Below are 17862 nucleotides of genomic sequence, written 5' to 3'. Positions count from 1 at the left end.
CCGCTGACCTGCAGTAACAACTCTACGTTGGGTGTGACGGCATTGCCACCACTTGGAATTAGTACTTTCGCTTTATTTTCCCGGCGCGTGATCCGGCCGCTTTTTCTGCGGCACAATCAACACCGGACGGCGCTGATGATGGCTCAACCACGCGGCCACCGAACCGTTCAATGCCTCAGAAATCCGGTGCCCAAGCCCGGGTTCGGGAGTGCCGACGATGATCATTGACGCCTTGATGTCCTCGGCCAGCCTGCCCAAGGCCCGGGCCGGGTCACCTGCCAGAAGTCGCAAGGTCCAGTCTGCCGAGCCGCCCTCCATGGCTTCTGCGATTTCCTTGCCGAGGTCGTTGCGGATGGCGGCCACGTCCTCGTCGTCCTTCTCCGGGTGCAGCGACATCCTGTGGGTCTCCCGCGACGGATCCCACTCCACGAGGTAACTCGCCTCGTCCACATATGCGCAGACCAGAGGCACGCCGAGTTGCTCGGCCAGTGCGCGGGCCGTCTGCAGGACCTCCACGTGCTGATCCGGCAGCACCCCTACAACCAAAGGAATGCGTCCGCTGAATTCTTCGCCGACCATACCTTATTGTTGCGCTGCGGCCTGCCCTTGAACAGGCTCCCCGGCCCCCCAACTGGGTAGCAATAGTGCGCGTTTTCAGGGCTCAAAACGTGCTCTGCTGCGACCTAGTTGGGTTTGCGGGGCGGGGTTGGGTTGGGCGGGGCGGGGTTGCTTGGGGCGGAGGATTTGTTCCACGTCAGGCACACCTTGAAGTTGGACCCCGTGCTGGCCGAGGCAATGAACGCGCCGGCCTCGGCATGAAGATCGATCCCGAACTCCACTCTCAGCTCATCCGGGCGGTTCTCCAGGCTCAGGAGTTCGTCGATGACGCCTTGGACCGCAGGCCTGACGTGCTCGAGTGCCCGCTGGAACGTCTGCTGGGCCCGGGCAAACACCCCCGAATGTTCGGCGGCGTGATCCCCGCCCCTCGTCACGAGGCTCCCGGCAGTGCTGGCCACCTCCACAACCACGGTGCCGCCGTCGTCCGTCGCGAATTCAACCAGGCGGCTCATGGCGCGTCCTTCGTGACGCCCATGCCTCGCACGCTGACCAGGCGTTGGGCGGTCACAATGAACGCGATGCCAACCCCGCACAGCAACACCAGATGCAGCAGCAGCGGCAATGCCTGCGTCATGTACCAACTCGCCATGAACACGCCTTTCCCTTGGATCCAGATGATGGGTTGCAGCACCGTGGGCAACAGCAGAAGCCAGGCCAACGTGTGCTGCGCGGGATACCGCATGGCCAGCACTCCGGCCCACAGCCCGAATCCTGCCACCGCAAAACTGCCCACGACGGCGGCTGCCTCCACCGTGTAGTTGAGCCCGGCCAGCCCGAACACACCTTGCGAAACCACCAACCCGGTCATCGCCAACCGCCCCTGCGCTGTGTGGTCCGGGAGCCCGGCGATGACAAGGAGCAGATAGCCGAACGCCGTGACGACGCCGTAAAGGGTGCGGAGCACAATGTCGCCCCCGTTGTCCTGCCAGGAGTTCTGGTCGAACCACATGAAGAACACCACGAACCCGGCCCCCAGCCCTCCGGCGGTTGCCAGCGCTGCCCCCGCCCAGGCGATCGTGGTGCCGGCGAGCGGCAGGTGCGGCCGCGGGACCGCTTTCCAGAGAGGTTCGTCAGAGCCCGACGGCGGCACTTGGCCGGGTGCCTTCGCTTTGGTCGGAGCGGTGGCTTGCTTCTTCGGGGCTGGTAGATCGTAGGCGGTGTAGGAGCCGTGCTCCTCCTCAGTGTCGCCGTGCTGGACGGTTTTATTGAGCTCAGCCTTCGCTGCGGTGGTGAGTCCGTCCGGATCTGCAGCACCCGGATCAAGGGTCCTGAGCTCCTTGGCGACATCAATGACCGCCTCCCACGAACCCTTGGAGTGGTGGTAGCGGAGTTCTCCTTGGAGGTCGGCGATGCGTTGCTTGCGCTCGCAGCCTTCCTTGCGGCGGGAAGCGTTCGGGTAGTAAGGGCTGTTTAGCACCTTCGCAAAGCCCTCTGCCGCCGCGATCCAGTCCCCGGATTCCTCCGCAGCCACGGCTTCCCGGTAGGCCCGTTCTTCGCTGAGCCGCTTGCTTGCTGAGTCCCTAAGCGCCACAGCATCCCTGTAACCGGGTTCCAAAGTCAGGAGGTCGTTGAAGGATTCAAGGGCTTGTTCGTAGTGTTTGGCCCGCAACTCGGCCGATGCCTCCACATACAGGGCACGCAGTTGCGCCCTCCGCCGGATGTGGTCCGTGTCGTTGTCCCCCGTTGATGCCCGCGCCGGTGTGCTTGCCGGCAGTGGTTTGGTGGTTGCGGGATCCGGAGAGCCGGCAGGGGTCGCATAGGCAGCGGGCGTCGAGGCGGGCTGCCCGCCTGAGGCCGTTGCCGACGTCGTACGTTCCGCTTGGGTGCGACCGCGCGGGGTGCCCTGCAGGGAAAACAGCTGCGTTGAACCGCCGCGGACGTACAGGGCAGGCGTCACCCATTCGAGGGTGCCGTCCGGGCTGGCCATGACGGAGATGCGCCCGATGCGGGCGGCCTCATCCACTGTGCGGCCGTTGGCGATGGCCGCGTAAAAGCCGTGTGCAAAGGCGATGGCGGCGGAGTCGCTAATGGCGAACTGCATGGCAGCCACCGCTCCGATGCCGCTCCTGACCAAGGCGGATGCGGTGCCGGAGAAGAGATCCGTCTGGCCCATCTCGCCCGAGGAGCACGAGTTCAACACCACCAGCCGTGGCCGGGGTGCGGCAACGCTCAGGAGGGCCATCAACCTGACGGCGCGGACCATGGCGGCGCGGCCATCGTTGCCGACCAGTGCGATGCGGCCCTCGTCGGTGCGGGAGTCATAGTCGCCGTGTCCAACGAAATGGACCACATGCCAAGGGCCGGCGAGGAGCATGGACTGGATGTCGTCCCAAGTGCCGCTCCTGGTCCAAACGAGTTCCACCCGGCCCTCCTCCGCAGGACCGGCCAAGGCCTGGGTGAGGTGGTCCTTCTCAGCCTGGACATCAAGGGCGGGGAGGTCGCGGGGCGAGGCGACGATACCCAGGATCCGCAGCGGCGGGGCGACGTCCAGCGGGTTCTGGTGGTAATCCGGTGCGGGGATGTGCCGCAGCAGAGGCTCAGTCTGGCAGAGGTAGGTTTCTGTTTCGGGGTCGAACAGGGTTTCCCACGGCATGGTGGCCAACTCGGGGGCGGCCAGCCGCAGGACCACGCGGAGTTGCTGGCCGGCATGTTGCGCTGCGCCGAGGCTGGCGCGGTAGGTGCCGTAAACCTCCCGGGTGAAAAGGGCCTGGAACAGTTGCTGGCCCACTTCGCGAACGGCAACTTCGGCAACAGGAAGGGTCCGCCGGGCTGCGACGGCCGACGCCAGGACGGTGGCTTCCAATTGGGGGAGCCTGCCGTGGATGCCGTCGATGTCCAAGGTGAAGCGGCCGGACGCATGGCCTCCCGCCGGTGCACGGACCACATGCACCGTGTACTCACCGCGTGTTGAGCCGGTGCCGATCTCCAGCTCGATGTCACAATCCATCGCGGATCCCTCGTGGTTCCTACGTACAGAGTGGCCCTGACGGTGGTTCCATACAAGGGGTTTTATCTGCTGGTCCTTGTAGGCATACCGGGCCGGGCCTACCGTTAATCCGTGGTCTCACTGGCGATGAGTCGACGGAAGGCGGCGTGCAATGGAAATCTTCATGTGGTGGCTCGATCTTCACCTGGACAGCAAGGAATGGCTGCGGGAAAACCTGCGGGCCGAAGAACTCCCCCTGCAGGTGCTGCAACACATTGCCGAAGCCGGCGGACCGCATCCGGACAATCTCAGCGGTGGGTTGACGGCGGCCGACTGGGACTTCATCGAGACCCAGTCGGAGTTCGTGGACTGAGGGAAAGGCCCCGCTACGCGGCGGCTGTTACGGAGGCGGCCGGGGCACCCGGGATGATCAACTGCGCACCGGTTTCCGGTGCGCGGCTTGGGACCTCAACGACGACGGCGGTAGCCGGCTTCTTTTCGCGCATGCGGTAGAGCGCTACGGCCGAGATGACGAACCAGGCAACGTTGGTGGCCACTGACGGCCAGGCGCCGTGGAGGGTGCCATTGATGATGAACGCGCAGGACCCAAAGAGGTTGACGGTCTGGAATTTACGTCCAGGCTGCAGCCACCCCATGGACACCGCCAAGTAGGCGCCGAGCATCGCCGCCGCGCCAGCCCATCCGGTCACTTCCCAGAGCAGTTCCATGTGGAATCCTTTCGTAAATCGGGCGCACGACAATAGCGGCCTTGCGCGTAAGAGGAGGGCCGCTAAGACGTGGAACTTGCGGCTATGAGATAAATATTGGGGCACGTCTTGGTTTAGATCAATTGCAATCTTCTGAAGCCGGTATTTAGAGTTGCTTAACATGGACATGGACCCCCGCAGACTCCTGGTTTTGCTGGCTGTGGCGCGCACTGGCGGGGTGCTTGCAGCCGCCGATGAACTGCGGCTCACACCGTCCGCGGTGTCCCAACAACTCACCAAACTCGAGCACCAAGTGGGCCAGGCCCTGCTTCAGCGGACCCCCAAAGGTTCGGTGCTGACACCCGCTGGCTTGGCGATGGCGGAAGCGGGCGAAGAGATCGAACGGGCGCTCAATGTTGCGCGGGCCCGGATGGAGGGCGAAGCCAAGGTTTCCGGCGTCGTTCGAATCGGCGGATTCACCAGTTTCATGCGGACGGTGGTCATTCCGCGGATCCCCGAGTGGCGCAGCCAGTACCCGCAATTGCGGATTGAGATCGTTGAGGACGCCTTCCCGCCCCTGATGCGGCTGCTGCGCCAACGGCAACTTGACGCCTTGGTCATCGAGCAGGACTCGACGGCGGCCGAACAGCGGCCGCTCGCTGCCGGCATGGTGCAGGAGCCGCTGCTGGACGAACCGTGGAAATTGGTAGTTCCCGCAGGTTCCTTGCTCGCTACCGAAGCCATCGACCTCAGCCGGCTCCCGTTGCCATGGTTGGGAGTCGAGCAGTCCGCCGCCAACAGCGCCGTGCTGGGGCGCCTCCGCCATTCCACCGGAGTGCGGATCGAGACGGTGCACCAGTACGTCGACACGCTCACCGCACTTGCCCTGGTCGCGGCCGGCGAAGGAGTGGCGATTGTGCCCACCCTGGCGTTGACCGGCGTCGTCCATGACCAGGTGGACATCCTCGATGTTCCGGGCCTTGGTACCCGGCACATTGCGCTCAGGCGCTTCGACAGGAAGAAGCCAACGAGCCTGCCCGTGGATACGGTTGCCCGCCTGCTCAGGGAATCTGCGGCCCAGTTCGACATGCGTTCGGGCGGCTGAGACGGCGGGTGATGCAGCGGGTGGCCGGTTGAGCGGCGGGTGACCGGTCCGCCGTCGTGGTTAAGGGCCGTTAGAACGGGGGCGAGCGGGCCTTCACCGGCGCCGAGCAGCAGCCGGCTTGCCCAGAGCGAGGGCAAGGAGGCGAACAGCAGGATGGGAACCTGTGCCACGGACCAGAGCAGGCAAAGGACCAGCAGCGTGAAATCGCGATCCTCCTTTTTGCGGCCCGCCACCGCTCAACCTTCGAGCGGGAGTCCCACGAGGCCATAGGGCGGGCCCTCGGATTCAGCCGCCATGAGTTGGAGGCCATCCGCCGGAAAGATGTGATGCCGTTCGGTGGAGTTGAATCATTAGTCGGCCGGACCGTCCTGGCACTGCTGGACGGAGACGTTGGCGATTGCGCCTGGTATGAGGCGGAGCATCTACTTGGCCAGCGCGCGGTCTTTGAACTGGTGACCTTGGTTGGCTACTACTCAACCCTGGCGTTGCAGCTTCGGGTGTTCCGGGTGGATACGCCGGTGGGGGCAGGAGACTATTGAGAGGCTCGCGCCTGCAGAATGCTGTGCGTGACGAATGCCCCGGCGCCTGCGGCTCCGCATTCCGGTTGGGTCGCAGTCCTTCAACCAGGAGGCCCATTCCCACCATCCGGACGGATGCTGCTGCGACCCGGCGCGCAACAGACGGGCGTTCCGGCAGACCGTCCTTCCTTGGCTTATTTGGTCATGGCGTACGGTGACAATCCGTTCAACGGAGTTCTTCCGCTGGGAGGTCAGACACGTCGCGACGGCATCACGGTCACCGATATCTGCGCCATGCGCAGTTGATTCGGGTAACGAGAGCAGACTACTTATTGGAACTGGGACCACTGTTTCAGGTGTCGCACAAGGCCCGATACAACGAGCCAGCAGCATTCTCGGCCTTGCCGGAGCCACACGAGCCAGGCATGGCCGATGGTGGGCGGCTTCCCACCTCCGGCAGACAAAAGTTCGCTTGGATTGTTCGTCGGTCTGAACGGCTTGGAAGGGAAATGGTCCATTCCCTCTCAGCTCCGCAAACAGGTAGTTAGTGACGACGCACTGTCCCGGATTACGGTCGACGGAGCAATCCCTCTCTTGGCAGCGATTGGCGGCGTTCGATTGTGTCAGGTTGGGGTGTAGTTTAACTGGACAACTGCAGTCAGGAGTCAGCTGCAATCGTACGGTCAACTAGCCGCACCAGCATGCGAGCAGTCGGACACAGTGCTGCTATCGATCCAGTTTTTAACCCGAGGTTGCTAGAGAGATTGTGAGACGAGAGCTATGCGTCGCTCTATAATGCGTGGACTGGCCTCGTGACACTGCATCCCAAAGCATCCTGCAACCCATCGTGCCAGGCCATGCTTCCGAGACAACGCGTGTGGCTAGCGGCGCTCGTGCCGATGGACTGCCAGCCCGTTAAGGTGCTGTCAGATAGACCTGCAAAGAGCGTTCTCCCGTTCAAACGTTCCGGAAGGCCTTGAACGTCTGCGGTGTAACGGACGCCCTTCATTGGATGAGGATCCTCCCGTTGCCTTGATCAAGGTTCACCTAGAAATCGTGGCGGCGGGCGCTGCTGTTGATATGGCCTGTGCTTGCAGATACCCCTATCCGCTGTCAACTCGTGCCCTGTACCGGAGCTTGTAGCCGTCAAGGGTCGTTGTGGCGGGTGTTTTGAAACATGGGCCAGCCACATTGCGCAGCGTTTGGCTGAGCCCTGCAACTGGGGGGAGTGTTCCGCCTTGAGTTTTAGCGGGGCCTGATGCCATAGGGGACCGCAATCGCGGCGGAGGGTGGGGGTTGCCTAGGATGTGGCTGGCTTGGTGCTGTCCCGGACGACAAGAGCCGGGGCTATTGGCGTCCGGTCCACTTCGCGCCCCTCCATGGCGCCGATAAGCACTTCCATGCTCATGAGCGCCAGGGCGGTGAAGTCTTGGCGCACCGTGGTCAGGGGAGGCAGGAAATAGTCGGAACCTTCAATATCGTCGAAACCGACGACGCTGACATCGTCCGGGACGCGGACGCCGTTTTCGGCGAACGCACGTACCAGCCCAAGGGCAGTATGGTCGCTGGCCGCGAAGATCGCCTGAGGGATCTTCCCTTCCCGGACGAGCTGGAGGGCGGTCTCGTAAGCCCATCGCGGACTCCAGTCACCTTCGATGCACAGGCCTGGTTCGAGCCCGGCGTCACGGAGCGCCGCTTCCCAGCCGCGCTTGCGCACCCGTCCATCGAACCAGTCCATTGAGCCGGCGAAATGCGCGATGTCGGTGTGGCCCAAGTCGATGAGGTGCTGCGTGGCAAGTCTCGCTCCGAGCTCCTGATTTTCTGAGTACGTGAAAACGTTTGGAGTTGACGACGCGCCGGCCGCGATCATCTCTAGAGGTAAGCGGCACGAGGCATTCCAGACGGCCGCTGCCATTTCGACGAGAGGCGCGATGACGATAATCCCTCCGACGCCGGTATCGTCCAGACTGTCGAGGGCCGCCTGCACGGACTCTTCGTAGGGTTTTTGGACGCTGATCACGGTTGTGGCGTAGCCCTTGTTCCGCGCAACGTTTTCGAGTGCCATGAGTGTTCCCACCGGGCCGAAACGGGGGGAGCCGTCCGACAGGATGCCAATGGAGGTCGAGCGGCTTGTGACCAGCGCGGTGGCTGCGCGGTTCCTGCGGTAGCCGATGTCCTTGATTACCTTGAGGACTCGTTCGCGAGTCGAGGCACTGACATCGGGAGCGTCATTCAGCACTCGCGAGACCGTCCCGAACGAGACGCCTGCAAGTTGGGCAACATCGTTTATGGTCGGTTTCCGGCGCAAAGGAGCGTCTGCAGTCCGGCCATTGTCCTGGCGGGGAATCGTCGTGTCTGTCATGGCCTCTCCTGTCCGTCTTGTGGGGGCCGAGCCGACGGCGGTTTTGTACGCCCTCCATCTTACGTCGCCAATCTCTCTCCGGACCGCGAACCGACTCTGCGTGTGATGCTTGACACTGATCAGCGTAAACGTTTACGATTTCTAGCGTAAACGTTTACGGCTTTAGTACTTCAATGGAGAGGGAGCGGGATGAGCGACACCACCGCCGAGGCACTTTTACTCGACCCGAGTGTCGGCCGTCGAAACATCGACCAGGCCCAGTGGGCAAATCTGGTAACGCTCCTGGCGGACGCAGCACGTGATGATCTCGCGGTCGCTGTCCGCACCTTCGTTTCGGCGGGCTCCTCGGCTGTCATCGGTGTATTCGATGAGGACTTCCTGTGGGCAAGCTTGGTCGTTTCTGTCGATCAAGCCGGGGTTCCCGAGTCGCTGTCGACCATTGACGGCTCGGTCGCTGAGGCGGCCGGCGAAATGGCAAAGGCGGCGGGTGAGGCGGTGAAGTGGGTACAAGCCCATTACGGACCGTGCTCCCTGGGACTCTTCGTCGACAAAAAGCACGCAGAGGCCCTCGTTAGGGCTCCAGACAAGGCTGCTGCTGTTCGCACAGCCTCCGCCGCAGGTGGACTCGTCCTCTCACCGGTCCCCCCTTCCCTCGCCATTGCCCTGGCCTGACCCCAACCTTCCACCCCCTATCCCCCACACACAAGCACTGGAGAACAATGATGATCCGCAGGCTTTCCTTTGTGGCCCTGGCCGCAGCCCTGTCAATTTCCGTCGCTTCCTGCAGCAGCTCGACCTCGGCCAGCTCAAACGCTCCGGATACCGGTGTCTCCGAGAAGGCCCAGCAGGCCCTTGACAAGATCAAGGGACAGGTCCTGAGCAAGGGCCCCAATGGCGAGGCGCCGTCACCTGCATCGACTGCAGATCTCACGTCCGAAGAGATCGCGAAGATCAAGGCGCTCAATGCCACGGCTGCAATCGTGATGCATTACGGCGGCAACGACTGGGCCACAGCCCAGACCAACGGCCTCAAGAGCGAATTTGAAAAGCTCGGCATCAAGGTCATCGCTACGACAGACGCGAACTTCAAGCCGGACAAGCAGGTGTCGGACATCGAGACCGTGATGACGCAGAACCCGAACATCATGATCTCCATTCCCACTGACCCCGTAGCCACGGCCTCGGCCTACAAAAAAGTGGGGGCCGCCGGGACGAAGCTGGTCTTCATGGACAACGTTCCCCAAGGACTAACAGCCGGCAAGGACTACGTTTCCGTGGTTTCCGCCGACAACTATGGCAATGGCGTCGTCGCCGCGCACCAGATGGCCAAGGCCATCGGCGGCAAGGGCAAAATCGGCCTTGTCTTCCACCAGGCTGATTTCTTTGTGACCAAGCAGCGCTACGAGGGCTTCAAGGAAACGATCACCAAGGAGTACCCGGACATCCAGATCGTCGAAGAAAAGGGTATCGCCGGCCCCGACTTCGCCGGAGACGCCCAGGCCGCGGCAAATGCCATGCTAAGCAAGCACGCCGACCTGAACGGCATCTGGGCCGTGTGGGACGTCCCCGCGGAAGGCGTCATGGCCGCAGCCCGTGCCGCAGGCCGTCAGGACCTGAAGATCGCCACCGAGGACCTCGGAAAGAACGTTGCCATCGCTCTGGCTAAAGACCAGCTCGTCGTCGGTCTCGGCGCCCAGGTTCCTTTCGACCAGGGAGTCACGGAGGCACGGCTGGCAGCAGGCGCCCTCATCGGTAAGGCAGCCCCAGCCTATGTGGCCTTGAGCGCCGTCCCGGTTGATCACTCCAACGTCCTGGAGGCCTGGAAGCAGGTTTACCACGAGGACGCTCCCAGGGACATTCAAGAGTCCTACAAGAAATAGCCGGACTTGACGGTGCGGGAACCAACCCGCACCGTCCCGAAAGGGCAACAATGAACACCGCAGACAATGTCGTCGAGATGCGCTCTGTCTCCAAGGGCTTCAACGGCGTCTCAGTACTGAAGGACGTCAGCTTCGACGTCCGCAGGGGCGAGGTCCACGCCCTCGCAGGAGGCAACGGGGCCGGCAAATCCACGCTCATGAAAATCCTGCAGGGCGTCTATCAGGCTGACGCGGGAGAAATCATCATTGGCGGCAAGCCGGCGACGATCAACTCGATCCAGGATGCAAAGGCTGCCGGCATCGGGATGGTCTTCCAGGAATTCAGCCTCGTACCGAGCCTTACCGTTGCGCAAAACATCTTCCTGGCAGCTGAACCGCTCGGCGCAGGCGGCCTCATTGATGACCGCGCCTCGGTCCGCCGGGCCAAGGAGATCTTCGCCGAAATGGAGGTTGACGTCGACCCCCGGGCCGAAGTCTCGCGGCTCGGAACCGCTTACTGGCAGCTGACCGAGATCGCCAAGGCGCTCTCGCAGAACGCCCAGGTGCTGATCATGGACGAACCCACGGCAAGCCTTGCCCGCCACGAATCTGAGGCGCTCTTCGAACTGATTGACCGCCTCAAGCAACGCGGCATTTCGATCATCTACATCTCGCACCGTATGGACGAGGTCTACCGTCTTGCCGACCGGATCACTATCCTTCGGGACGGCCGTCGGCTGCTTACCGAGCCACTGAGCGCTGTGACCCCCGAACAGATCGTCGAGGGCATTGTCGGCAAGAAGATCGAAGGCCAGCTTGCCTACCGCGAGCGGGACCACGTGGCCCACGAGGGTGCCCCCCTGCTGGAGGTGCGTGGCCTAAACGCCGGGCGGCGTGTAAGGGACGTCTCTTTCTCGCTCCGGCCAGGGGAGATCCTGGGCTTGGCCGGTCTTATGGGCAGCGGCCGTACCGAACTCGCCCGGGCACTCTTCGGCATCGACCGGCGGGACAGCGGTGACATCCTCATCCGTGGGGAGAAAATCAACCTGAATTCCCCCCAGCAGGCCATTGACGCCGGAGTCGCCCTGATCCCCGAGGACCGCCGGGCTCAAGGCCTCGTCCTTGACCACTCGGTCCGGGACAACCTGCTGCTGCCCCTGCTCGGCCAGATTATGCGGGGACCGTTGCTGGATTCCACGAAGGGCAAGGATCTGTCGTCGTCTCTCATCAAGAAGTTCGCGGTCAAGGTTGCCCACCCCAACCGCCCGGTGCGGCTGCTTTCGGGCGGAAACCAGCAGAAGGTGGTGATCGCCAAGTGGCTAGGCACCGACCCGGACATCCTGATTCTGGACGAACCCACAGCTGGCGTCGACATCGGCACCAAGAGCGAAATCCTGGACATGGTCCGCGAACTCGCCAGCGCCGGTAAAGCGGTCATCGTGATCTCCTCCGAATACCCGGAACTACTCGCGGTCAGCGACCGCGTCCTCGTCCTCAAGGACGGCTCCGTCATCCGTGACATCCCCCGCAGCGACATCGCTGACGAGGAATATCTTCAACTTGCAGTCCAGGGAGTCTGAACAGTGAGCAAGGCAAACACCATCTCCGCCCAAGACACGGCGGAACACCGCAATTTTGGCACGGTCCTCAAAGAGCTCGACTGGCGGCGCTACGTCATCTACATCGGGTTCGTTGTCGTCTTCCTCTTCTTCGCCGTTCTGCTGCGCGACCAGGGATTCATGACCCCACAAAACCTGCTGAACATTTTCCGGCAGACCGCCACCATCACCGTCATCGCAGTGGGCATGACCTATGTCATCTCCTGCGCTGAGATTGACCTCAGCGTCGGCTCAGTCGCCGGACTGGCCAGCGTCTGCACGGCCATGGCGGTGTCGCAGTGGGGCCTGGTCCCAGGCATCCTCGCCGGCCTCGCCGTCGGACTCGTCGTCGGGTCCATCAATGGTGCACTGGTCAGCCTCCTGGGTATCCCTTCCTTCCTGGTGACGCTCGGCATGCTGGGTATCGCCGCGGGCGTCGCCCAGTGGATCACGGCCTCGGCCCCCCAGCCGATCCTTAACGACGCTTTCAACATGATTTTTGGCTCCGGGGACTTCGGTCCCGTTCCTGGCCTGGTCGTCTGGAGCGCCATCTTCGTTGCCGTCGGCGCCGTCGTATTGAACCGCACCAAGTTCGGCCGCCAGGTCCTCGCTACCGGCGGCAACCGGAACGCCGCTGAATTTACCGGCATCAACACCAAGCGCATCAAGTTCCAGGTGCTCCTCATCTCGGGCATGGTCGCGAGCGTCGCCGGCATGCTGTATGCCGGGCGTCTCCAGTCCGGCCGGTTCCAGTGGGGATCCGGTGATGAACTCTCCGCCATCGCCGCCGTCATCCTCGGCGGGACAAGCCTCTTCGGCGGATTCGGCTCCATCATCGGCACTCTCTTCGGCGCCCTCCTGATCGGCCTGATCAACAACGGCCTGATTCTGGCCGGTCTGGACAGCAGCCAACAACAGGTGGTTCGGGGCGCCATCATCATCCTGGCCGTCGCCCTGGCCCGGAAGAAGTAGCACCACATGACCCTCAAACTACGGTCCGGAATCATCGGCACAGGATTCATGGGCTCAGTCCATGCCCACGCGGTGCGCGCAGCAGGCGGCGAAGTCAGTGCAATCGCCGGAAGCAGCCAGGCTTCCGCCGAAGCAGCAGCCGCCGCGCTCGGCGCACGAACCGCAGCCGAGTCCCCCGAAGCACTGATCGCACGAGACGACGTGGATGTCATCCACATCTGCACCCCGAACGCGACCCACGCCGACCTTGCACGTAAAGCCATTGCAGCAGGGAAAGCAGTTGTCTGCGAGAAGCCCCTCGCCACCAGCGTTGGGGACGCCAGGGAACTCACAGACCTCGCCGATCGGGCCGGCGTCGTCACAGGCGTGCCTTTCGTCTACAGGTTCTATCCGGCCGTCCGTGAGGCCCGCGACCGTATCCTGCGCGGCGACGCCGGCCGCCTCTGGCTGTTGCACGGTTCCTACCTGCAGGATTGGCTGGCGGGCGCGGAAGCCACAAACTGGCGGGTCGATTCGAAACTCGGAGGGGCCTCCAGGGCTTTCGGTGACATCGGCGTGCACTGGTGTGACCTAATGGAGTTCACCACCGGACACAGAATCACCAGGCTAGTGGCAAAGATCAGCCGGGCCTACGCCCAACGCGAAACCGGCGGCCAGTTGTCCTCCGTCGCTACCGAGGACGGCGCCACGCTCCTGTTCGAGACCGACAAGGGGGCCACAGGCTCCCTCGTCGTCAGCCAGGTCAGCCCGGGCCGCAAGAACCGGCTGTGGTTCTCCTTCGACGGAACCGATGCATCGTTCAGCTTCAACCAGGAACGACCGGACACCCTGCACATAGGACGCACGGATGCCAGCTCCGACATCCCCGTGGGCCCGCAGACTCTCGGCACGCCCGGCGGGCGACGGTACGCCAAACTCCCGCCGGGACATCCCCAGGGATACCAGGACAGCTTCAACTCCTTCGTCGCCGACGTCTACGCAGCCGTTCAGGGACAGGCACCCGAAGGCCTGCCCACGTTCCGGGACGGGCTGCGGGCAGCACTCCTGACGGATGCACTCGTCACCTCCGCTGCACAACAGTCGTGGGTCGACGTTCCCGGCACTGCCACCCCCTTCGAATTACTCGAGTCTTCCCCAGCATCTGAAAGGCAGAAGCTATGAAACTTGGTTACTGTTCCATCACTTGGGGCGGCGTCGTTGGCCACCCGCAAGGCGTAACGAGCGTCAAGGACCTCTTTTACATGACCCACGGCTCCATGAGGGACGCCGTCAAGGACATCGCATCCGTCGGCTATCAGGGTGTTGAGATGTTCGACGGGAATCTTGCGGAGTACGCAGAAAAGCCCGAGGAACTCAAAGAGATCCTGAGCAGTTCAGGAGTTGCACTGACAAGTGTGTATACCGGGGCAAACTTCATCTACGCCGACATCCTCCCGGACGAAATGCACCGCATTCACCGCGCCGCCGAATTGGCCGCGAGCTTCGGAGCGGAACGGCTCGTAGTGGGAGGCGGAGCACGGCGCGCGGCCGGAACCACCGACGAGGACTACCAACGCCTCGGTGAGGCGCTGGACAGCGTAGTGGACATCGCGGAAAGCTTCGGCCTGTCGGCAAGCTACCACCCGCACCTGAGCACCATCGTCGAGGGCCCGGAGGAGCTGGACCGGCTCATGCCGCTGACGCGAATCGGCTTCTGCCCGGACACCGCACACCTCGCAGCGGGCGGCGCAGACCCTGCCGCAGTCATCCGGAAGTACCCCGACAGGATCCAGCACGTCCACCTCAAGGACTTCCAGAAGGACCCATTTAATTTCCTGCCCCTGGGACAGGGGGAACTCGACTTCCCGGACATCATCGCCGCGATCCGCGAAAGCGGATACGACAGCTGGCTCATGGTCGAACTCGATAACTACGACGGTGACCCGCGGGCCGCCGCAGAAATCAGCAAAAGGTACCTGGAAAAGCTTCTCTCTAGCTAATTTTTCAACCGCAGGGGACTGCCATAGACGGCATCCGCCCGCCTCCCGGAAGGAACAAGATTCACATGCAAAACCTCAACGTCGGCCTCATCGGGGGCGGCTTCATGGGCAAGGCCCACTCCCTGGCCTACGCCGCCATGCCCATGTTCTTTTGGCCGGCACCGGCACTCCCGGTGCGCAAAGTCATCGCTGAAGCCAACCCGGATCTCGCCGCCGACGCGGCCCGCCGCTTCGGGTTCGAGAACTCCACGGCTGACTGGCGGAGCATCATTGACGATCCAGACATCCACGTCGTAGACATCGCCACACCCAACCATCTCCACGCCGAAATTGCCATCGCCGCAGCCGAAGCGGGCAAGCACATCATCTGCGAGAAGCCACTGGCCCGCACCGGCGAAGAATCCAAGGCCATGTACGACGCTGTCAAAGACAAGAACATCGTCCACATGGTCGCCTTCAACTACCGGCGGACCCCCGCAGTCGCGCTGGCAAAGAAATACATCGAGGAAGGGGCAATCGGACAGATCCTCAGCTTCCGCGGCACCTATCTTCAAGACTGGAGCGCCGACCCGAACTCCCCCCTGTCCTGGCGCTTCCAGAAATCCATCGCAGGCTCCGGTGCCCTTGGTGACATCGCGACGCATGTCATTGACATGGCAAGGTACCTCGTCGGCGAGTTCAGCGCCGTCAATGCCGTCCTGTCGACCTGGATCCCGGAACGACCGCTCCAGGCAGGCGGGGCGGATGCACTCGGCACCGTGCGGGGCGGCGAAGGCCCCCGCGGCCAGGTCGATGTCGATGACGAAGTCATGACCATGATCCGCTTCGCGAACGGGGCCGTCGGATCCGTCGAAGCGACACGCAACGCTCATGGAAGGAACAACTACATAACCTTCGAGATCCACGGAACCGAGGGCAGCATCGTCTTCAACTACGAACGGCGCGACGAACTCCAGGTCTGCTTCGCGTCCGATCAGGCCGACCGCCGCGGATTCCGCACCGTCTACACCGGCCCGGCACACCCCTACGGAGAAGGACTCTGGCCCATTCCTGCCCTCGGCATTGGCTACGGCGAAACGAAGATCATCGAGGCCTACGACTTCTTCAAAGCCATCGCAGAAGGCGGCAGCGTAAGCCCCAACTTTGCAGACGGCTATCAGGTCGCCCTCATCGACGACGCGATCGTCGAATCAGCTGCAAAAGAATCCTGGGTCGAGGTCCCGCAGATCAGCGCTTAACACCCGTTCAGGGGGCGGCGCCGGCTGTCCCCCTGAACCCCCGAATCGATACAAGGACGGAAATATGGCCACCACACTCCCGACTCAGCGCAGCGCAGCAGAAGTCTGGCTGATGCCTGTCTTCATCGCCAAGGAAGGGCGGGGCGGCGAGGTGCGGGAAGCACTCGCCACGCTGCAGTCAGTGAGCCGCAACGATCCAGGCTGCCTGGAATACACCGTCTTTACCGACGACCAGCGCTCGGGGACCTTCGTGCTGTTTGAGGGATGGAACAGCCACAAAGACCTCGTTGACCACAACGACAAGAGCCACGTGAAGGATTTTGTGCAGATGGTGGCGCCGCTGCTGGCCGTCCCGTTTTCGGTGACTCCTCTTACCCCGCTGGCCTGACAAGAGCCAGGGGCCATCGCGGAAAGCAGCTCGCCGAACGCCACGTGGATCCCTCGACATGGCGCTGCTGTCTGTCCTCCCGTCCTTGATATCGGCGCGGAGCAGAACTCCGGTGGGTTGGTCATGGCCTCTGTCGACGATATCGCCTGTGAATCATAAGGAAACTCCATGAACAATGAGAATCATTCGTACCGTGCCCTTGTCAGAGTGAACGAAGGGAAGCAAGTAGAAGATGCGCTAAGCCGCGCTGCCGATGCTGCAGTCACCGCAGCCTTGGCCGACCCAGGAAAAGGCGTACTTATCAGCCGGATCGACGAAGCTACCTACACGGTCGAGCTTTCCTCCCTGATTCCCGCGGGTGTCACCACCGAACAAGACCTCTGGGAACGTCCGGGCAGGAGGGATTCGTCTCACCACGTGCCCGGCAGGGAAAATCCCCAAGGAACACGGCCATCAACCGCTCACCCCGTCCCCGCATAGGGGTTGCCTCCGTAACTCACGCTTCGATGGGGCAGGCGCGGTCGAATGCTTGGCGCAATGTGGCCAACTTCCTTGACGTCCCGGTCTTCGACCAGCAAGTGCTCGTGGGCCGGGACTCCTCCCAGGCTGCCGAGGACGCCACCAACTACGGCTGGGCCGAATCAACCACCGACTGGCGTTCGGTCATCGCCCGGGAAGACATCGACCTTGTCGACCTCTGCGCCCCCGAAGGGATGAACGCCGAAATCGCCACAGCTGCCCTGGAAGCGGGAAAGCATGTCTTGATGGCAAATCCGTTCTCAGACACCCTGGCCGAAATGGAACTCATGACCGCCGCTGCAGTCAATGCACACACCCGCGGCGTCCGGTCGATGACCGGATTCAACTACGGCCGCCACCCTGCCCTAACCTTGGCCCGGGAGATGATCGCCGAAGGTCGGATTGGTGCCGTTCGGCATATCCGGGCTGCGTATCGGCGGGACCCGATCCATGACGAGAGAGACCCCCGCCCCCGCTACGGGATCCTGGGCGACATCATCTGCCACGCCATTGACCAGATCCACTACGTGTCGGGAGAACGAATCATGGAAGCGACGGGGATGCTGCGCGCCCCAACTGAGGGACACCCAGCCCATTGCGTGAGGGAGGTGACAGACGCCGATACCGTGTGGGCCACTCTGGGAATGAGCGGAAAAGTCAGCGCATCTATAGAAGCGTCGACTGCCGCCGGCCAAAGAAACAACTTCTGCATCGAAATTTTTGGCACTGCCGGTTCGCTCACCTTTGATCTTGAAAACCTGTGTGGGCTCGTGCTGTCGGATGCCACCACCACTGTCCCGAACCAGTCGTTCCATCGCATCCTGGTCAGCGAGACCGACGATTCCTCCATGGATGTGTGGGGGCCACAGGGGCACATCATTGGCTGGGAATACGCCTTCACCCGCCAGATCCGCGACTTCCTGCTCGCCGTCCGCGCCGGAGCCGACCCCCGGCCGTCATTCGAAGACGGGCTGCAGCTTCGGCTTGTTCTGGCGGCCATTGATGCCTCGGCCAGCAATCGAAGCAACATCATCCCGATTCATTTTCCATCCCAGCACCCAGAAGGAGCCTGA

The 17862-nt window shown here is 62.8% G+C and carries 19 protein-coding genes; 14 read left to right on the top strand and 5 right to left on the bottom strand.

Translation table 11 applies throughout. The features are described 5' to 3' along the window. Nucleotides 1–72 precede the first annotated feature (72 nt). The 3 genes from QN084_RS10345 to QN084_RS10335 all read right to left on the bottom strand — a co-directional run bounded on the left by QN084_RS10345 (nucleotide 73) and on the right by QN084_RS10335 (nucleotide 3565). On the bottom strand, nucleotides 73–579 hold the full coding sequence (locus tag QN084_RS10345; RefSeq protein WP_069696562.1) for a universal stress protein: 507 nt from the start codon (nucleotides 577–579) through the stop codon (nucleotides 73–75). Nucleotides 580–683: 104 nt separating this feature from the next. Beyond that, a complete protein-coding gene (locus QN084_RS10340) occupies nucleotides 684–1070 on the bottom strand; it encodes a CU044_2847 family protein (RefSeq protein WP_069696561.1) in 387 nt (128 codons plus the stop codon). Next, nucleotides 1067–3565, bottom strand: coding sequence for a CHAT domain-containing protein (locus QN084_RS10335; RefSeq protein ID WP_069696560.1), 2499 nt, complete (start codon nucleotides 3563–3565; stop codon nucleotides 1067–1069). Before QN084_RS10335 ends, QN084_RS10340 begins: the two co-directional genes overlap by 4 nt. Nucleotides 3566–3716: 151 nt before the next feature. Here QN084_RS10335 and QN084_RS10330 point away from each other — a divergent pair, with 151 nt between their 5' ends. Next, nucleotides 3717–3917 carry a hypothetical protein gene (locus tag QN084_RS10330; RefSeq protein WP_069696559.1) on the top strand — a complete coding sequence of 67 codons (201 nt, stop codon included), beginning with the start codon at nucleotides 3717–3719 and terminating at the stop codon, nucleotides 3915–3917. 13 nt (nucleotides 3918–3930) lie between these two features. Here the strand turns inward: QN084_RS10330 and QN084_RS10325 are convergent, their stop codons facing one another. Then, a complete protein-coding gene (locus tag QN084_RS10325; RefSeq protein WP_069696558.1) occupies nucleotides 3931–4272 on the bottom strand; it encodes a CBU_0592 family membrane protein in 342 nt (113 codons plus the stop codon). Between the two features lie 160 nt (nucleotides 4273–4432). On the opposite strand from QN084_RS10325, the gene QN084_RS10320 reads away from it, so the two are divergent. The 3 genes from QN084_RS10320 to QN084_RS10310 all read left to right on the top strand — a co-directional run bounded on the left by QN084_RS10320 (nucleotide 4433) and on the right by QN084_RS10310 (nucleotide 6180). Further along, entirely contained in the window at nucleotides 4433–5356 is a 924-nt protein-coding gene (locus tag QN084_RS10320; RefSeq protein WP_069696557.1) for a LysR family transcriptional regulator, read from the top strand. Nucleotides 5357–5682: 326 nt separating this feature from the next. Beyond that, entirely contained in the window at nucleotides 5683–5895 is a 213-nt protein-coding gene (locus QN084_RS10315; protein ID WP_069696556.1) for a hypothetical protein, read from the top strand. A gap of 114 nt (nucleotides 5896–6009) precedes the next feature. Next, complete coding sequence (locus tag QN084_RS10310; RefSeq protein WP_168529584.1) at nucleotides 6010–6180, top strand: hypothetical protein; 171 nt, start codon at nucleotides 6010–6012, stop codon at nucleotides 6178–6180. A gap of 994 nt (nucleotides 6181–7174) precedes the next feature. On the opposite strand, the gene QN084_RS10305 is transcribed toward QN084_RS10310, so the two are convergent. After that, the gene (locus QN084_RS10305; RefSeq protein WP_069696555.1) at nucleotides 7175–8236 is read right to left on the bottom strand and encodes a LacI family DNA-binding transcriptional regulator; all 1062 of its coding nucleotides are present in this window, start codon (nucleotides 8234–8236) and stop codon (nucleotides 7175–7177) included. A gap of 189 nt (nucleotides 8237–8425) precedes the next feature. On the opposite strand from QN084_RS10305, the gene QN084_RS10300 reads away from it, so the two are divergent. The 10 genes from QN084_RS10300 to QN084_RS10255 all read left to right on the top strand — a co-directional run bounded on the left by QN084_RS10300 (nucleotide 8426) and on the right by QN084_RS10255 (nucleotide 17862). Further along, nucleotides 8426–8908, top strand: coding sequence for a hypothetical protein (locus QN084_RS10300; RefSeq protein ID WP_069696554.1), 483 nt, complete (start codon nucleotides 8426–8428; stop codon nucleotides 8906–8908). Nucleotides 8909–8955: 47 nt separating this feature from the next. Beyond that, nucleotides 8956–10116, top strand: coding sequence for a substrate-binding domain-containing protein (locus QN084_RS10295; RefSeq protein WP_069696553.1), 1161 nt, complete (start codon nucleotides 8956–8958; stop codon nucleotides 10114–10116). 50 nt (nucleotides 10117–10166) lie between these two features. Further along, nucleotides 10167–11675 carry a sugar ABC transporter ATP-binding protein gene (locus tag QN084_RS10290; protein WP_069696552.1) on the top strand — a complete coding sequence of 503 codons (1509 nt, stop codon included), beginning with the start codon at nucleotides 10167–10169 and terminating at the stop codon, nucleotides 11673–11675. A 3-nt stretch (nucleotides 11676–11678) separates the two neighbouring features. Beyond that, the gene (locus QN084_RS10285; RefSeq protein WP_069696551.1) at nucleotides 11679–12665 is read left to right on the top strand and encodes an ABC transporter permease; all 987 of its coding nucleotides are present in this window, start codon (nucleotides 11679–11681) and stop codon (nucleotides 12663–12665) included. A 6-nt stretch (nucleotides 12666–12671) separates the two neighbouring features. Further along, a complete protein-coding gene (locus tag QN084_RS10280) occupies nucleotides 12672–13826 on the top strand; it encodes a Gfo/Idh/MocA family protein (protein WP_069696550.1) in 1155 nt (384 codons plus the stop codon). Continuing rightward, complete coding sequence (locus QN084_RS10275; protein ID WP_069696549.1) at nucleotides 13823–14644, top strand: sugar phosphate isomerase/epimerase family protein; 822 nt, start codon at nucleotides 13823–13825, stop codon at nucleotides 14642–14644. The genes QN084_RS10280 and QN084_RS10275 overlap by 4 nt, the downstream gene beginning before the upstream one ends. Nucleotides 14645–14709: 65 nt before the next feature. Further along, nucleotides 14710–15882 (top strand): levoglucosan dehydrogenase, encoded by a 1173-nt coding sequence (locus QN084_RS10270; RefSeq protein ID WP_069696548.1) that lies wholly within the window; start codon nucleotides 14710–14712, stop codon nucleotides 15880–15882. Between the two features lie 64 nt (nucleotides 15883–15946). Beyond that, complete coding sequence (locus QN084_RS10265; protein ID WP_069696547.1) at nucleotides 15947–16270, top strand: putative quinol monooxygenase; 324 nt, start codon at nucleotides 15947–15949, stop codon at nucleotides 16268–16270. A 168-nt stretch (nucleotides 16271–16438) separates the two neighbouring features. Beyond that, on the top strand, nucleotides 16439–16750 hold the full coding sequence (locus tag QN084_RS10260; RefSeq protein WP_069696546.1) for a hypothetical protein: 312 nt from the start codon (nucleotides 16439–16441) through the stop codon (nucleotides 16748–16750). 59 nt (nucleotides 16751–16809) lie between these two features. After that, entirely contained in the window at nucleotides 16810–17862 is a 1053-nt protein-coding gene (locus QN084_RS10255) for a Gfo/Idh/MocA family protein (RefSeq protein ID WP_264398785.1), read from the top strand.

Origin of the sequence: Paenarthrobacter sp. R1 (assembly GCF_030264015.1) — a bacterium.
GTDB classification, from domain to species: Bacteria; Actinomycetota; Actinomycetes; order Actinomycetales; family Micrococcaceae; genus Arthrobacter; species Arthrobacter ureafaciens.
The sequence above is the reverse complement of the archived record's forward strand: the minus strand, read 5'-3'. Positions and strand labels throughout refer to the sequence as shown.

Excerpts from the sequence above, each read along its gene's own strand:
- QN084_RS10345 (WP_069696562.1), bottom strand. The coding sequence starts at position 579 with ATGGTCGGCGAAGAATTCAGCGGACGCATTCCTTTGGTTGTAGGGGTG.
- QN084_RS10340 (WP_069696561.1), bottom strand. The coding sequence starts at position 1,070 with ATGAGCCGCCTGGTTGAATTCGCGACGGACGACGGCGGCACCGTGGTT.
- QN084_RS10335 (WP_069696560.1), bottom strand. The coding sequence starts at position 3,565 with ATGGATTGTGACATCGAGCTGGAGATCGGCACCGGCTCAACACGCGGT.
- QN084_RS10330 (WP_069696559.1), top strand. The coding sequence starts at position 3,717 with ATGGAAATCTTCATGTGGTGGCTCGATCTTCACCTGGACAGCAAGGAA.
- QN084_RS10325 (WP_069696558.1), bottom strand. The coding sequence starts at position 4,272 with ATGGAACTGCTCTGGGAAGTGACCGGATGGGCTGGCGCGGCGGCGATG.
- QN084_RS10320 (WP_069696557.1), top strand. The coding sequence starts at position 4,433 with ATGGACATGGACCCCCGCAGACTCCTGGTTTTGCTGGCTGTGGCGCGC.
- QN084_RS10315 (WP_069696556.1), top strand. The coding sequence starts at position 5,683 with ATGCCGTTCGGTGGAGTTGAATCATTAGTCGGCCGGACCGTCCTGGCA.
- QN084_RS10310 (WP_168529584.1), top strand. The coding sequence starts at position 6,010 with ATGCTGCTGCGACCCGGCGCGCAACAGACGGGCGTTCCGGCAGACCGT.
- QN084_RS10305 (WP_069696555.1), bottom strand. The coding sequence starts at position 8,236 with ATGACAGACACGACGATTCCCCGCCAGGACAATGGCCGGACTGCAGAC.
- QN084_RS10300 (WP_069696554.1), top strand. The coding sequence starts at position 8,426 with ATGAGCGACACCACCGCCGAGGCACTTTTACTCGACCCGAGTGTCGGC.
- QN084_RS10295 (WP_069696553.1), top strand. The coding sequence starts at position 8,956 with ATGATGATCCGCAGGCTTTCCTTTGTGGCCCTGGCCGCAGCCCTGTCA.
- QN084_RS10290 (WP_069696552.1), top strand. The coding sequence starts at position 10,167 with ATGAACACCGCAGACAATGTCGTCGAGATGCGCTCTGTCTCCAAGGGC.
- QN084_RS10280 (WP_069696550.1), top strand. The coding sequence starts at position 12,672 with ATGACCCTCAAACTACGGTCCGGAATCATCGGCACAGGATTCATGGGC.
- QN084_RS10275 (WP_069696549.1), top strand. The coding sequence starts at position 13,823 with ATGAAACTTGGTTACTGTTCCATCACTTGGGGCGGCGTCGTTGGCCAC.
- QN084_RS10270 (WP_069696548.1), top strand. The coding sequence starts at position 14,710 with ATGCAAAACCTCAACGTCGGCCTCATCGGGGGCGGCTTCATGGGCAAG.
- QN084_RS10265 (WP_069696547.1), top strand. The coding sequence starts at position 15,947 with ATGGCCACCACACTCCCGACTCAGCGCAGCGCAGCAGAAGTCTGGCTG.
- QN084_RS10260 (WP_069696546.1), top strand. The coding sequence starts at position 16,439 with ATGAACAATGAGAATCATTCGTACCGTGCCCTTGTCAGAGTGAACGAA.